The 14,938-nt window shown below is 39.4% G+C and carries 13 protein-coding genes; 7 read left to right on the top strand and 6 right to left on the bottom strand.

From position 1 onward, the window contains the following. Positions 1 to 2 precede the first annotated feature (2 nt). Together KCTC52924_RS08205 and KCTC52924_RS08200 are read right to left on the bottom strand one after the other, a co-directional pair. Positions 3 to 1,337 (bottom strand): dihydroorotase, encoded by a 1,335-nt coding sequence (locus KCTC52924_RS08205; protein ID WP_251806241.1) that lies wholly within the window; start codon positions 1,335 to 1,337, stop codon positions 3 to 5. 1 nt (position 1,338) lies between these two features. Then, positions 1,339 to 2,067, bottom strand: coding sequence for a polyprenol monophosphomannose synthase (locus KCTC52924_RS08200; protein WP_251806240.1), 729 nt, complete (start codon positions 2,065 to 2,067; stop codon positions 1,339 to 1,341). Positions 2,068 to 2,346: 279 nt separating this feature from the next. On the opposite strand from KCTC52924_RS08200, the gene KCTC52924_RS08195 reads away from it, so the two are divergent. Genes KCTC52924_RS08195 through KCTC52924_RS08185 form a run of 3 tightly spaced genes read left to right on the top strand, consistent with a single transcriptional unit; the run spans position 2,347 to position 5,422 of the window. Next, complete coding sequence (locus KCTC52924_RS08195) at positions 2,347 to 4,014, top strand: glycosyltransferase family 39 protein (protein ID WP_251806239.1); 1,668 nt, start codon at positions 2,347 to 2,349, stop codon at positions 4,012 to 4,014. Then, entirely contained in the window at positions 4,014 to 4,679 is a 666-nt protein-coding gene (locus KCTC52924_RS08190) for a DUF4271 domain-containing protein (RefSeq protein ID WP_251806238.1), read from the top strand. The genes KCTC52924_RS08195 and KCTC52924_RS08190 overlap by 1 nt, the downstream gene beginning before the upstream one ends. After that, positions 4,676 to 5,422, top strand: coding sequence for a uroporphyrinogen-III synthase (locus KCTC52924_RS08185; protein ID WP_251806237.1), 747 nt, complete (start codon positions 4,676 to 4,678; stop codon positions 5,420 to 5,422). Before KCTC52924_RS08190 ends, KCTC52924_RS08185 begins: the two co-directional genes overlap by 4 nt. A 94-nt stretch (positions 5,423 to 5,516) precedes the next feature. Here the strand turns inward: KCTC52924_RS08185 and pckA are convergent, their stop codons facing one another. Continuing rightward, the gene (gene pckA, locus KCTC52924_RS08180; RefSeq protein WP_251806236.1) at positions 5,517 to 7,133 is read right to left on the bottom strand and encodes a phosphoenolpyruvate carboxykinase (ATP); all 1,617 of its coding nucleotides are present in this window, start codon (positions 7,131 to 7,133) and stop codon (positions 5,517 to 5,519) included. Between the two features lie 60 nt (positions 7,134 to 7,193). Then, positions 7,194 to 7,586, bottom strand: coding sequence for a DUF423 domain-containing protein (locus tag KCTC52924_RS08175; protein ID WP_251806235.1), 393 nt, complete (start codon positions 7,584 to 7,586; stop codon positions 7,194 to 7,196). 78 nt (positions 7,587 to 7,664) lie between these two features. Here KCTC52924_RS08175 and KCTC52924_RS08170 point away from each other — a divergent pair, with 78 nt between their 5' ends. The 4 genes from KCTC52924_RS08170 (at position 7,665) to KCTC52924_RS08155 (ending at position 10,745) form a co-directional block, all read left to right on the top strand. Further along, positions 7,665 to 9,041 (top strand): saccharopine dehydrogenase family protein, encoded by a 1,377-nt coding sequence (locus KCTC52924_RS08170; protein WP_251806234.1) that lies wholly within the window; start codon positions 7,665 to 7,667, stop codon positions 9,039 to 9,041. Between the two features lie 173 nt (positions 9,042 to 9,214). Then, positions 9,215 to 9,685, top strand: coding sequence for an Lrp/AsnC ligand binding domain-containing protein (locus KCTC52924_RS08165; RefSeq protein WP_251806233.1), 471 nt, complete (start codon positions 9,215 to 9,217; stop codon positions 9,683 to 9,685). A 40-nt stretch (positions 9,686 to 9,725) separates the two neighbouring features. Beyond that, positions 9,726 to 10,046 (top strand): hypothetical protein, encoded by a 321-nt coding sequence (locus KCTC52924_RS08160; RefSeq protein WP_251806232.1) that lies wholly within the window; start codon positions 9,726 to 9,728, stop codon positions 10,044 to 10,046. 183 nt (positions 10,047 to 10,229) lie between these two features. Beyond that, a complete protein-coding gene (locus tag KCTC52924_RS08155) occupies positions 10,230 to 10,745 on the top strand; it encodes a ferritin (RefSeq protein WP_251806231.1) in 516 nt (171 codons plus the stop codon). 247 nt (positions 10,746 to 10,992) lie between these two features. On the opposite strand, the gene KCTC52924_RS08150 is transcribed toward KCTC52924_RS08155, so the two are convergent. Together KCTC52924_RS08150 and leuS are read right to left on the bottom strand one after the other, a co-directional pair. After that, positions 10,993 to 11,688, bottom strand: a complete 696-nt coding sequence (locus KCTC52924_RS08150) for a zinc metallopeptidase (RefSeq protein ID WP_251806230.1) — start codon at positions 11,686 to 11,688, stop codon at positions 10,993 to 10,995. Positions 11,689 to 11,863: 175 nt separating this feature from the next. Continuing rightward, positions 11,864 to 14,797, bottom strand: coding sequence for a leucine--tRNA ligase (leuS, locus tag KCTC52924_RS08145; protein ID WP_251806229.1), 2,934 nt, complete (start codon positions 14,795 to 14,797; stop codon positions 11,864 to 11,866). Positions 14,798 to 14,938: the final 141 nt, after the last annotated feature.

The raw sequence follows: 14,938 nt of genomic DNA, 5'->3' as shown, positions 1-14,938 counted from the left end.
AACTATCTATTAAAGGTTAACCTCATTGCGTTTCTTTCCTTGGAAAACAATCCATTTTCATAGGCCAAATGGCCATTTACAAAAGTGTGACTTATTTTTGAACGGAAAGAATTCCCTTCAAAGGGAGACCAACCGCACTTATAGGCGATATTGTCCTTGGTCACTTTCCATGGATCGTTTAGATCTACCACTACTAGGTCTGCAAAATACCCTTCCTTAACATATCCCCGTTTCTCTACCTGAAACAACTTTGCGGGATTATGGCACATTTTTTCCACTAGCTTCTCTAAGCTTATTTTTCCGGAATGATAGTTTTCTAGCATAGCGGGCAAGGCGTGTTGCACCAACGGCCCTCCAGACGGGGCTACGGTATACAAATTGTTTTTCTCTTCTAGGGTATGAGGAGCGTGGTCAGTTGCGATTACGTCTATACGATCATCTAACAATGCCTCCCATAGCTGGTCACGATCAGCGGCGGTCTTCACGGCAGGGTTCCATTTAATTAGCGTCCCTTTGGTTTCATAATCCTCCTCGGAAAACCAGAGGTGGTGAATACAGACCTCCGAGGTTATTTTCTTTTGTTCTAGGGGAATGTCATTCCTAAAAAGCCCTGTCTCCTTCCCTGTGGAAACATGAAAAATATGGAGTCGGGCTCCAGTTTTTTTCGCTAGAGCAACGGCTTTGGACGACGACAGGTAGCAGGCTTCCGCGCTCCTTATCATAGAGTGGTATTTCATAGGAATATCTTCCCCGTAACGCTCTTTATAGAACGCCATATTTTTTCGTATCGTGGATTCATCCTCACAATGTGTGGAAATCACCATCTCGGTATTCCTAAATATTTTTTCGATGACCTCTTCGTTGTCTACCAACATATTTCCGGTAGATGAGCCTAAAAAAAGCTTGACCCCTGAACAGGCATTTTTGTCCAATTTTTTAAGTTCTTCCAGATTATCATTGGTTCCCCCAAACAGGAAGGAATAATTGGCAAAAGCCGATTGTCTGGCAATCTCAAATTTGTCTTCCAAGGCTGCAATCGTAGTGGTCTGCGGATTGGTATTGGGCTGTTCCATGAATGTAGTGATCCCTCCAGCGACAGCTGCCCTGCTTTCCGTGGCAATGTTCCCTTTATGGGTAAGTCCAGGTTCCCTAAAATGCACCTGGTCATCTATAACTCCTGGCAAAACATATTTTCCTTCCACATTAATCTCCTTAGCTCCAATGGAAGCTATATGGTTATCAATCTTTTGGATCTTATTATTTTCCAATAAGATGTCCCCGGTAAAGATTTGGCCTTCATTAACAATGGTAGCGTTCTTTAGTATCGTTTTGCCCATATTAAAATTTATTTTTTCGAAACAAGCTCCTAATTTTCATTTGAAGTACGCCAAATACGGCCTCTCCAACTATGGATGTACTCATTTTTGATTTACCACGGATCCTATCGGTGAAAATTATAGGTACTTCTACAAGCTTGTATTTTTGAAGATAGGCCCTAAATTTCATTTCTATTTGAAATGCGTATCCAATAAATTTAACCGAATCCAGATCAATGGTTTCCAAAACTTTTCTTTTATAGCAGACAAAGCCTGCTGTTGGGTCGTGCACCCTCATCCCGGTAATCAACTTTACATAAAACGATGCCCCATAAGATAAAAGAATCCTGTGCAAAGGCCAATTAACAACATTGATCCCTTTTTTGTACCTAGAACCTATGGCCACATCTGCCCCGTCTAAACATCCTTGATACAGTTTTATTAGATCGGTGGGAGCATGTGAAAAATCGGCATCCATTTCAAAAATATAGTCGAATTTTCTTTCAATGGCCCATTTAAATCCATGGATATAGGCTGTTCCCAACCCAAATTTCTCCTGTCTCACCTCTAAAAATAGGCGATTTTCAAATTTCCCCTGTAATGACCTTACCGCCTCAGCGGTTCCATCTGGAGAATTATCGTCAACGATAAGAATGCTGAAATCCTTCTCCAATGCAAAGACCGCGTGAATAATAAGCTCAATGTTCTCAATTTCATTGAAGGTAGGAATAATGACTAAGCTATCCGCCATCTATATATTTCAATTTTAGCAAAAATAGTATTTTAAAATCTGTAGTGAAACATAGAACCATTTTTATGCTTTTTTTAAACTTTAGGTTCTTTTTATAATGAAGTGTTCGGAATCTAAAATAGCAGGAATTATACTGAAATAAAATTATTTTTCCGCACTTTAAAAAGGGTGAAGTGGTCAAAAAAGAGGGTGAACTATGATGATTAATATGATCTTTGTAGGTAAAAGAAAAAGTTTAAACCACTGCAATGTGTAATTTTGCTGTGGAAACCATATCCAATGCTACAAAAAATACCTAAAATTCTCCTAGTATTTATAGCGTTGACCTTTGTGCTGAATATAGTACAGAGTGCAACTACGGAGTTGTTATTGGATGAAGCCTACTATTGGTACTACGCCCAAAATTTAGCCTGGGGCTATTTTGACCATCCCCCGATGGTGGCATGGATGACCTGGCTGGGGAGTGCTATTTTTCCCGGAGAACTAGGGGTACGGTTCCTAAGCTGTATCCTATACTCCTTAAACCTTGTATTTCTTTGGCAGTTGATAAACCATCCAAAAAAGGAAACCTATACGCTTCATTTCTGCGTTCTTGTTTTGGCCGTTACTCTGATGCATGCCTATGGTTTCCTTAGCTTGCCAGACACTTATCTGCTGTTTTTTGTCACCCTATTTTTATTGGCCTATAAGCATTTTATAAAAAAAAATACGCTTTTAAATTCCATGCTTTTAGGCCTATTGATGGCTGCCATGATGTACAGCAAGTACCATGGCGTATTGGTTATTATTTTTGTCTTGTTTTCAAATACACAACTGATATTTAATAAATATGCCTGGTTTTCCGTAGCAATTGCACTTATTTGTTACGTTCCACATTTGATATGGATGTTTAACCACAACTTTATAAGTCTTGGTTATCACCTTTCCGATAGACCGAACAGTCCATATAATTTTGTGAATTTCACCCTTGGATATATCTTAAACTTGATGGCACTCTTCGGATTAATTTTTCCATTAGTATACTATGCACTTCTAAAGACTAAGATTAAGGAGCTGTTTACAAAGGCATTAGTGTATTTGACCTATGGATTTATTATTTTCTTTTTTATTAGTAGTTTTAATAGAAAAGTACAAGCCCAATGGCTGGTGGCCATCTGCATTCCGCTACTATTAATCAGCTTTAATTACCTGATGGACCACCCCAAGCACAGGCGGTGGATTTTCGGTTTGGGATTGGCAAATATTGCTATTTTGCTTTTTTTAAGGGTATGGTTGGTTACTGGATCCGTTCTACCTATTCCATTTGAAACACATTTTAATAAAAAATGGGTGAGTTTTATACAAAAACATGTTGGGAACATGCCTGTGGTCTTTGATAATTCTTATGGAAATGCGGCTATTTACGCCTTTTATACCGGCAATAAATCCTATTCCCTTAACAATACCCAATACCGACTAAACCAATATTCCATAGACAATTCGGAAGAAGCGGTACAACATAGGCGCATATTGTACGTTTCTAGATATTTAAATAAGGGAGACCTCCAATTTATTGGCGCAAAGGGGGAGGAGTACCGGGCAAAGTATATGGATGATTTTGAATCTTATAGAAAACTGCAGTGTATAATCCCCGAAAAATCTATCTCTTTAAAAGATAGTGCCGCAGTTATTTTAAAGGTATATAACCCCTATCTGGAGGATATAGACCTAAAAAAGCTTAGGTTTGGGGTTAGTTTTTTAAATCGATACAAGCGGGTAACGGAAATCACATTTATCGATGTTAAGCCAGAAAACCCTAGTGTGTTACAACTTAAACAGGAAGACACCACCTACTTTAAAATAAATATACCGAAACCAAAAACAGAAGGTACTGCCTACCTAAGAATGGGAATTTCTGAAAATGGGCTATATTTAGGATATAACGGTAAAAACATAATGCTGGAATAATGGAAGCCATACTAAGAAACCCCACTACCGCAGATTGGATCACTTTGATCCTATTCTCCAGCATACTTTTTATGGTACTTGCCAAAAATTTATTTTACAGCAGGTTTCTCAATTTTATTATTCTGCCTTTTAACAACAAGTACATTTTTATGTACAACAAAAAAGACAAGCTTTTTAATTGGTTCAATATTTTTATCACTGGTTTCCAAATACTTAATTTGTCACTTTTTCTATTTTTTATAAACGAGGTTTTTTTCACTCCCGTGGAAAAGCATGCAGTAGAAACTTATGGGGCCATACTCCTTGGTCTGATCGTTTTTCTTATGTTAAAGCTGTTTTTCCAACTGAGCAACGGTTTTATCTTCAATTCCAAGTCCACCATTTCCGAAATAGTCTTTAAAAAACTCTCTTATTTAAATTATAGCGGCATTATAATGCTTTTGGCCAATCTTGCCTTGAATTTTATATTCCCAGGTTCTAAAACCGTGGTTTTCACAAGTATTCTATTGATTCTCTTGATTAATATTATGGGGTGGGCTACCGCCCTGAGAAATCATCAAAATTTCATTGCCAGTAATTTTATGTATTTTATTTTGTATCTTTGCGCTTTAGAAATAGCACCAATAATTTTAATTGGCAGCTATTTGTTAGAACGAAGCCTATGAAAGTAAAAACGATATTGGTTTCTCAGCCAGAACCTAAAATGGAGAACTCTCCATATTCCAAAATCATAGAAAAGGAAAAAGTAAAAGTTGACTTTAGGCCCTTTATTCATGTAGAGGGGGTTGACGCCAAAATGGTTAGGCAGCAAAAAATTGATCTTAATAATTTTACAGCCATTATCCTTACCAGCAGAAATGCTGTGGATCACTTTTTTAGGATTGCCGATGAAATGAGGTTTAAGGTGCCAGATTCTATGAAATACTTCTGTCAGTCTGAAGCCGTGGCTTATTACCTGCAAAAGTATGTGGTATATAGGAAGCGTAAAATTTACGTAGGCAAAATGAATCTTCCTGATTTAAGTGTGTTGTTAAAGAAGTACAAGGACGAGAAATTCCTTTTACCATCTTCTGATGTACTAAAACCAATAGTTCCTGAAACTTTAACCAATTTAGGACTAAACTGGACCAGAGGGATCTTTTACAAAACCGTTATCAGCGATCTTTCCGATTTAAGGGATGTATACTACGATGTATTGGTATTCTTTAGTCCTTCCGGGATAGAATCGCTATTGAAGAATTTCCCTGATTTTGATCAGAAAGGCACTAGAATTGCCGTATTCGGGAATTCAACGGTAAAAGCGGCCACTGATGCAGGTTTAAGGATAGATATTCAAGCTCCTACGCCAGAGACTCCATCCATGACCATGGCACTTCAAAAGTACATTACCACTGTAAACAAAAGATAAGGTCCTGCTTAACTCCCTATTATTTTTTTGGGAATCACAGTAAAAGGTCTAAAAAAGTTAAATAAAAACCCGAGGGAAACCTCGGGTTTTATTATTAGAACGCGTAACGTTGTGGTCCTCCACGTCTTATTTCCTCACTGGCAAAAGATTCGAACTTCTTAAAATTCTCTCTAAAGGCATTGGTAAGTTTAAAAGCCGTTGTATAGTAAGCCTTATCATCGTTCCACGTGGCCCTCGGACTTAAGACACTAGTGGGTACACCTGGACACTCCCTAGGTTGCGCCACACCAAATACGGAATGGATATGGTATTTGTCATAGCAGTACAATCCCAAATCACCGTTGAGCACAGCATTAATCATTGCCCGTGTGTATTTTAGTTTCATTCGTGTTCCCACACCGTAGGGCCCTCCTGTCCATCCAGTATTCACCAACCAAACATTTACTCCGGCATCTTTCATTTTCTCACTCAACATCTCAGCGTATTTCGCTGGATGCAATGGCATAAACGGCGCCCCAAAACAAGCGGAAAAATTAGGCACTGGCTCCACTACCCCTGCTTCGGTTCCGGCCACTTTAGCCGTATATCCAGAAATAAAATGGTACGCTGCCTGACTAGGGGTAAGTTTAGAGATTGGAGGTAGTACCCCAAAGGCATCGGCTGTTAAGAAAAATATATTCTTTGGATTTTTGCCTATAGAGGGCACCTGTATGTTTTCTATATTGTAAATTGGATAGCTTACCCTTGTATTCTGTGTTATGGAGGTATCTTCATAGTCCACTACCCCATTGGCATCCAAAATCACATTTTCCAAAAGCGCTCCTTTTTTAATGGCACCAAAAATTTCAGGCTCATTATCTTCACAGAGGTGGATTACCTTCGCATAACATCCGCCCTCAAAATTAAATACCGTGTTGTCCTTGGTCCAACCATGCTCATCATCCCCAATCAATTTTCTATTCGGATCAGCAGACAAAGTAGTTTTTCCGGTACCAGAAAGTCCAAAAAAGATAGCTGTATCCCCGTCTTCCCCAACATTGGAGGAGCAGTGCATTGGAAGACAATTTTTATACACCGGAAGAATAAAATTTAGGGCAGAAAATATCCCCTTTTTTATTTCACCCGTATATCCAGTACCTCCGATAAGGGCAATTTTTCTACTAAAATTTAAGATTGCAAAATTGTGTTGCCTTGTTCCATCAGTAGCGCTATCGGCCATAAAACCCGGGGCGTTGATTACCGTCCATTCGGCCTCAAAACCAACCAATTCTTCCGCAGTTGGCCTCAAAAACATATTATAGGCAAACATATTGGACCAAGGATATTCGTTAATCACCCTAATGTTCATTTTATAGTCCTCGTCTGCACAGGCAAAACAATCCCTAACATAGAGTTCTTTCTCATCAAGATAGTTTATCACCTTATCATAAAGGGCATCAAAATTATCGCTAGCAAAAGGAATATTTACATTGCCCCACCAAACCTTATCCTCGGTTATTTGATCCCTAACTATAAATCTATCTAGTGGAGATCTTCCGGTAAATTCCCCGGTATTTATAGCAAGTGCACCTGTAGATGAGGCAACACCCATTCCCTTCTCAATGCTAATCTGGTGCAACTTGGTAGGTGGTAATTGATAATGGATATTACTGTTTATTAAACCATACTGTTTTAACGAAATCGATTTCGTAGATGAAGTAGATGAATCCATAATAACTTGGTTTTATTTGTCAAAATTAGAAAAAAATAAGGTTTTAGACGGTAATTAAATTTATTTTGGATTTTCCGTTTTCATTACCCCGACTCCCAGAAGAACCCAACCAACGATAAGAAAAACACCTCCCAATGGGGTGATGAGCGCAATTCGTTTAAAGTCGAAACTTGTTAATTCATTGGTTGCAAGAAAATATATGGAAAACGAAAAACAAATAATTCCTAGTACAATAAAATACGAAATTAATTTCCTTTTCTTGGTAGATAACGGATTCAATGTGCTTAATATCATCAGAAAAAATGCATGGTACATTTGGTATTGCACCCCAGTACCAAATGTATCTAAGGACTTGGAATCTACCAGATTGGTCAGTCCGTGAGCTCCAAAGGCACCGAGCATTACGGCAGTTAGGCCGAAAAATATTCCCAAGCCCAGAATTGTTTTGTTCATAACTTATTTCATCAAATTCTTTACAAATATAACATTTTGATATCTTAGTAATCGTTTAACTCGAAAGTAAAATTACGTATGTTGCGAAAAATAGTGATCCTAGGTGCCGGAAAATCGACCTCATATATGCTTGATTATTTGTTAGAAAAATCAGTGGAAGAAAACCTTCATCTCACCATTTGTGATTTATTACCTGAAACGTTACCAGACAAGATAAAAAAGCACAAGGCTTGCAGCATATTGAAGCTAGATATATTTAATGAAGCCGATAGAAGCAATGCAATTAAGGCTTCTGATATTGTTATTTCTATGTTACCTGCACACCTACATATTATAGTTGCCAAAGATTGCATTGCACACAAAAAGCACTTGGTAACCGCATCCTATGTTAGTGACCAAATCCAAGCCCTAGATACTCAAGCCAAAGAAAATGGACTGATTTTTATGAATGAAATTGGATTGGATCCGGGAATAGACCATATGAGTGCCATGCAGGCTATAGATCAAATTAGGGAAAAGGGCGGCAAAATGATCCTGTTCGAATCCTTTACTGGCGGACTTGTAGCGCCTGAAAGCGACAATAATCTTTGGAACTATAAATTCACCTGGAATCCCAGAAACGTTGTCCTTGCCGGACAGGGTGGGGCAGCGATGTTCTTTCAAGAAGGCACCTATAAATATATCCCATATCACAAATTATTCCGTCGTACAGAGTTTTTGGATGTCGAGGGATATGGCAAATTTGAAGTCTATGCCAACAGGGACTCCTTAAAATACAGGGAAGCCTACGGATTACAGAATGCCCTTACCCTTTATAGGGGAACCATGAGGAGAGTGGGTTTCTCCAAAGCGTGGAACATGTTCGTGCAAATGGGAATGACCGATGACAGCTATACCATAGAGCATTCTGAAGGTATGTCGTATAGGGAATTTGCCAATCTATTTCTTCCCTATTCCCCAACCGATAGTGTTGAATTAAAAATGCGCCACTACCTTAAGATCGACCAAGACGATATTATGTGGGATAAACTTAAAGAGTTAAACTTATTTGACGCAAATAAAAAAATATTTCTAAAAAATGCTACTCCTGCCCAGGTATTACAAAAAATACTGGAAGACAGCTGGACCCTTGGGGACCAAGACAAGGATATGATTGTTATGTACCACAAATTTGGCTACAAGCTTAACGGAAAAAAAGAGCAGATAGATTCTAATATGGTGGTGCTTGGAGAAGACAGAACTCACACTGCCATGGCCAAAACAGTTGGGTTACCGGTAGCGATTGCCACATTATTTATATTGAATAAAAAAATAACCACTCCAGGAGTACAGATCCCGATTAAAAAGGAGGTATACGGGCCAATATTAGAAGAACTTAAAAAGTTTGGCATCCATTTTAAAGAATACAAGGTCCCATATTTGGGTTATAATCCAGATTTTGTTTCAGGTCAATAATTAAAATATTTTAAGAATACCTTCCTCACCACGGCCTTTTACGAATTCGCCGTATTTTCCTGTAAAGTGACTGGTACAACCTAGCTGCCCCAGACTAAGTTGCGAACGCATTAAAGTAAATTTACAGTTTGAAACTATTTTAATATATTTATGATGAAATTTGAAATTAAAAAATGAGATCTTCTGATGAAAAAGTTAAAATAGATGGAATTGACAAGAAAATTCTAAATTTTCTAATGCTGGATGCCAGAAAACCAATCCTTGAAATAGCCCGAAAAATAGGGATATCTGGCGCAGCCATACATCAGCGCTTGCGAAAACTAGAAGCTTCTGGCTTAATCGCGGGATCAAAGTTTATTATAAATCCTAAGGCATTAGGATACACCACAATGGCCTATATTGGCATCTATTTGGACAAGGCCATGAGCAACCCATTGGCAGTAAAAGAATTGGAGAAAATTCCTGAAGTATTGGAATGTCATTACACTACGGGGAATTGGTCTATCTTAATAAAGGTACTCTGTAGGGACAACGAACATTTAATGCAAGTACTCAATAAGGATATACAACAAATAGAAGGCGTTTCTCGTACAGAAACCTTTATTTCCTTAGATCAACAGATAGACCGTCAAATTACGGTGTAATATTTGGATTGAGTCTAAATAAGTATTATTTTTGCACTCAATGAGCACAGTTTGTCAATCTAAATTCTATACCCTTTTTCAATCCGATGTGGATCGATGTTTTTATATAGATTTTGGCCAGAAAGTTGTTAAACTCACTTTTTGCCAATTGTTGGCATTGCGACAAAAAGTAAATTCCATTTCCATAGAAGCTCACTTTGATGCGGACCTCAACAAACATGGATTTGAAATACTTGTTCTGTGCAATAAGGAGCATTTGTTTCTACTCAATACTCTTGAGATATTGGACCTAAAACACTTGGTTTGCCATGGGTTTGCACGGTTGGGTATATCTTCAGAAAATATAATGGCAGTTTCCTGAACCCGTTATCCTTAAACAATTTCAGTCTAATTACTTTTAAGGTATTCCATTCTCTTTTCAATTTCAATTTTGATATCTTTATACGAAATAAGGGGAATTTCGGAGGTCCGATAATTAGTTTTGGACCACTTTATCATTAGGTTCCCATCAAAACACAACTCTTAATTAATAAAATATAGGAATATGAAAAATATTGCAAGACAACAGATGAGTATAAAGGTCAGTACTATGGACCTTCTCAACAAACAGATAAAATTGGAGGCCCATGCTTCTGCCACGTATTTGGCCATGGCCTCTTGGTGTGACCAAAATGCATTTGCAAATAGTGCAGATTTCTTCTATGCGCAATCCGCAGAGGAGCGGGAGCATATGATGAAAATATTCAGATTTATAACAGATTGTGGGGGAATTGCTATCTCGCCAACTGTAGAGAATATCAACCATGACTTTTCAAGTCTAGAAGAAGTCTTTGAGAATGCTTTGGATCACGAGATCATGGTGACTAAATCCATTCATGAACTTTTGGCCACAGCCAGAAAGGATCAGGACTATGTAGTGGAAAATTTCCTTCAGTGGTTTGTTGCAGAACAACTAGAAGAAGAGAAAGCACTTAGAGATATTTTGGATATGTTCGAATTAATGGGTAGAGATGGTATTGCTCTTAAATTTATTGACGAACGTATTAAAATAGGAGCGTAGTACTACAACGTATAATCACTGCCTACCCTTTTCTATTTAGAAGGTCAAAAAGTTTACAAAATAAAATGTCAATAAAAAAAGGAGATGTGAACCATCTCCTTTTTTTATTTCCTGTTTAACGTCCATTACCTCAGGGCAATCCCATGGGGCTAGGCACAAAACTACCGATAACATTTCAACGCCCGCCTGAACGGAACGGGCAGGCAAGCTTAGAGCTTTGAAATCTCGCTTAGTGAGTACCTTTCATTTAATCCCTTCCACCAAAGACCTGCATGGCCCAGTAGACTAGGGAAGCTAAAGATCCAATGGCCGCCACCAGATATGTTCTTGCAGCCCACTTTAAAGCATCTTCAGAGCCTGCATATTCCTCCTGCGTTACTATGTTCTTATTTTTCAACCAAGCCAACGCCCTGTTACTGGCATCATATTCTACGGGGAGCGTAATAAAACTAAATAATGTAGCAAAGCCCATCATCACTAATCCCGCTACGGCAACCCAATACCCAAACCCCACTCCAGCTGCTGCACCTAGCATAATTCCACCAAATACAACCCACATAGACATGCCCGAGGTTACACTCACAATAGGCACCAATTTGGAACGCATGGTAAGCCATTCATATGCCGTTGCGTGCTGCACCGCATGCCCTACCTCGTGGGCAGCTACTGCGGCGGACGAAGCATTACGCTGATTGTAGACACTTTCGCTTAAATTTACGGTCTTGTTCACTGGATTGTAGTGATCGGTTAATTTTCCCGGGGTAGAGATAACCTTAACATCCCGAATCCCGTGATCCGCCAACATTTTCTCCGCAATCTCGGCGCCACTCATTCCATTACGCAAATGCACCTTGGAATAATGTTTAAATTTACTTTTCAACTTATTGCTCACCAACCAGCTTACTAAAGCAATGGCACCCAACAATATATAATACATCATCATAACAATATTCTTTTATAATTAACCTAATATAAGCTAACAATTTCTATTAGCAATAGCAAAAAGCTCGCCAAAATTATCAATACAAAACATTTCATTAATAAGGATACCTCAGCTGACAAAATGTCTCGCGCACACCGCACTACACCCTTCTAAAGCGTCAACTACTTCCCCTTGGTTATCCGACTATATTCACGATTTTCCCGGGTACTACAATTATCTTTTTTGGAGTACGCCCCTGTAATTGTTCTTGGGTCTTAGCATGTCCTAAAACCGCCGTTTCTATCTCCTCTTTAGAAAGGTCTGCCGACAATTCCAATTTAAACCGCACCTTACCATTGAAAGAGATAGGATATTCCTTACTGCTTTCCACTAGATATTTTGGTTCAAATTTTGGAAAGGATGCCGTAGCAATGGACGTACTATGTCCTAACCTACTCCAGAGTTCCTCGGCTATATGGGGAGCATAGGGGGCTAGCACAACTACTAAGGACTCCAATACTTCCCTATTGGTACATTTTTGGGCCGCCAATTCATTTACACAGATCATAAAGGTTGCCACAGAGGTATTGAAGGAAAAATTTTCAATATCTTCTTCTACCTTTTTAATGGTTTTATGCAGTGTTTTTAAATTATCGGCGGTAGGCACTCCTTCGGTAACCGCAAAGCTTCCTTCTGGACCACTGTGGCACAAACGCCATATTTTTTTAAGGAAGCTATACACCCCGCTTATCCCTGCCGTATTCCATGGCTTGGACTGCTCCAAAGGCCCTAGGAACATCTCGTATAAGCGTAGGGAATCTGCCCCATACTCCTCACAGATACTATCCGGACTTACCACATTGTATTTGGATTTGGACATTTTTTCCACTTCTCGGGAAACTTTAAATGTACCGTCAGATTTCTTAATAAAATCGATTTCTGCGTATTCCGACTGCCATTTTACAAAAGCATCAACATCTAAGTTATCAGACGCATCTACCATAGTCACATCTGCATGTATTTCCTGAATAACATATTCACCATATTTTTCTACATACCCCATCAACGGACTTTCAGCAACGGACTTCTCAGAAGGCTTCAAGTAATCATCTAGTATATCTGTATCGCAAAAAACAAAAAATGGACGGTCATCTACCTCAAACTGCAGCCTTTTTGCTAGGGCACTTGTCCCGGTGATCATCCCTTGATTGATCAGTTTCTTTGCAAATTCTGGTTTAGGAACAATTCCTTTATCGAACAAAAACTTTTGCCAGAAACGGGAGTACAACAAATGTCCTGTAGCATGCTCACTCCCTCCAATATACAGATCCACATCTTGCCAATAATTAATGGCATCCTTTGAGAATACCTCATCGGAATTATTGGGATCCATATAGCGATTAAAGTAGAACGAACTTCCTGCCCATCCCGGCATGGTATTCAATTCCAACGGAAAAACCGTCTTATTGTCTATTAATGTATTGCTGACTACTGCCGACTTCGCTACGTCCCAAGCCCAGTCGGTAGCGTTCCCCAAAGGAGGTTCCCCGGTCTCTGTAGGTAAGTATTTTTCTACTTCCGGCAATACTATGGGCAGCTGTTCGGCCGCAATCATTTGTGGCATACCGTCTACATAATATACGGGAAATGGTTCACCCCAGTAGCGTTGTCTACTAAAAACGGCATCCCGCAACCTATAGTTTATTTTTCCTTGGCCCTGTTCCAATTGCTCCAACTCAAAAATGGCACGTTTGACCGCCGTTTTATAGGGCATTCCGTTTAGGAAATCGGAATTGGCAATAATGGTATTTTCTTTATCGGAAAAGGCTTCCTCGCTAACATCCACGCCCTCAAATATATTGGGAATAGGGATATTAAAATGTCGAGCAAAATCGTGATCACGCTGGTCCCCACAAGGAACGGACATCACCGCCCCCGTACCATAGCCCGCCAAAACATAGTCGCCTATCCAAATCGGAATGGGCTTCTTGGTAAATGGATGTTCGGCATAGGCACCTGTAAAAGCTCCTGTAATGGTTTTCACATCAGCCATCCGGTCGCGCTCACTGCGTTTTGCTGTAGCCTCTATATAGTTCATCACCTCAGATTTTTGTTCTGGGGTGGTAATTTTTGCAACCAGATCGTGTTCTGGGGCTAGGGTCATAAAACTTACCCCAAAAATTGTATCAGGACGGGTAGTGAAGACGGAAATATCTCCCCCTTTGTCCCCTCCTAGGGAGTGAGCTAAAGGGAGGATCTTAAAGCTTACACTTGCACCCTCGGACCTTCCAATCCAATTGACTTGGGAATCTTTTAACGGCTGCGGCCAATCCAACATGGTCAAATCGTCCAACAATCTTTGGGCATAGGCAGATATACGCATGCTCCATTGGGTCATTTTTTTACGGATAACGGGGTGGCCACCACGTTCCGAAACTCCATTGACCATTTCATCATTGGCCAATACTGTTCCTAATACCGGACACCAGTTTACCTCAGTTTCCGCCAAATAGGTCAATCTATATTGTAGTAATACCTGTTGTTTTTGAGTATTGGAATAGGCATTCCAGTCAGAAGCGGTAAATGACGTAACGTCATCATCACAGATTGCATTTACCGATTTATTTCCTTCGTTCTCAAAAATAGAAACAAGTTCGGCAACGTCCATGGCCTTATCGGCATCCCTATCATACCAGGAATTAAAGAGCTGTATAAAAATCCATTGCGTCCATTTGTAATAATTGGAATCGGAGGTACGTACTTCCCGGCTCCAGTCGAAAGAAAACCCGATCTTATCCAATTGCTCTCGGTACCTATTAATATTAGTTTCCGTAGTAATGGCGGGGTGCTGTCCCGTCTGTATGGCATATTGCTCTGCAGGAAGTCCGAACGAATCGTATCCCATAGGATGTAAAACATTAAATCCTTTATGCCTTTTATACCGTGCATAGATATCACTGGCAATATAGCCCAATGGATGGCCCACATGCAGTCCCGCCCCTGAGGGATAGGGAAACATATCTAACACATAAAATTTTTCCTTTTCGGAATTGTTTTCCGCCTTAAAGGTTTGGTTTTCTGCCCAATACCTTTGCCACTTTTCCTCAATCTTCTTAAAATCGTAATTCATGTACCAAAATTGTATCGCCTACTTGGCATTAAATACCAAGCAGGATTTATCGACCGCAAAAATAGGTCTAATCTATGAAAGGCGAAAAGATATTATCAACTTAACACCCAAGCACTAAGCCATCGTTCCTTAGTTGATTAT

The organism is Arenibacter antarcticus, assembly GCF_041320605.1.
GTDB classification, from domain to species: Bacteria; Bacteroidota; Bacteroidia; order Flavobacteriales; family Flavobacteriaceae; genus Arenibacter; species Arenibacter antarcticus.
Note: the sequence above shows the minus strand (reverse complement) of the source record. Positions and strands in the feature narration are given on the sequence as shown.

Coding starts and splice junctions, on each gene's coding strand:
- KCTC52924_RS08155 (WP_251806231.1), top strand. CDS start 10,230: ATGAAAAATATTGCAAGACAACAGATGAGTATAAAGGTCAGTACTATG.
- pckA (WP_251806236.1), bottom strand. CDS start 7,133: ATGGATTCATCTACTTCATCTACGAAATCGATTTCGTTAAAACAGTAT.
- KCTC52924_RS08205 (WP_251806241.1), bottom strand. CDS start 1,337: ATGGGCAAAACGATACTAAAGAACGCTACCATTGTTAATGAAGGCCAA.
- KCTC52924_RS08185 (WP_251806237.1), top strand. CDS start 4,676: ATGAAAGTAAAAACGATATTGGTTTCTCAGCCAGAACCTAAAATGGAG.
- KCTC52924_RS08195 (WP_251806239.1), top strand. CDS start 2,347: ATGCTACAAAAAATACCTAAAATTCTCCTAGTATTTATAGCGTTGACC.
- leuS (WP_251806229.1), bottom strand. CDS start 14,797: ATGAATTACGATTTTAAGAAGATTGAGGAAAAGTGGCAAAGGTATTGG.
- KCTC52924_RS08200 (WP_251806240.1), bottom strand. CDS start 2,067: ATGGCGGATAGCTTAGTCATTATTCCTACCTTCAATGAAATTGAGAAC.
- KCTC52924_RS08165 (WP_251806233.1), top strand. CDS start 9,215: ATGAGATCTTCTGATGAAAAAGTTAAAATAGATGGAATTGACAAGAAA.
- KCTC52924_RS08170 (WP_251806234.1), top strand. CDS start 7,665: ATGTTGCGAAAAATAGTGATCCTAGGTGCCGGAAAATCGACCTCATAT.
- KCTC52924_RS08175 (WP_251806235.1), bottom strand. CDS start 7,586: ATGAACAAAACAATTCTGGGCTTGGGAATATTTTTCGGCCTAACTGCC.
- KCTC52924_RS08160 (WP_251806232.1), top strand. CDS start 9,726: ATGAGCACAGTTTGTCAATCTAAATTCTATACCCTTTTTCAATCCGAT.
- KCTC52924_RS08150 (WP_251806230.1), bottom strand. CDS start 11,688: ATGATGATGTATTATATATTGTTGGGTGCCATTGCTTTAGTAAGCTGG.
- KCTC52924_RS08190 (WP_251806238.1), top strand. CDS start 4,014: ATGGAAGCCATACTAAGAAACCCCACTACCGCAGATTGGATCACTTTG.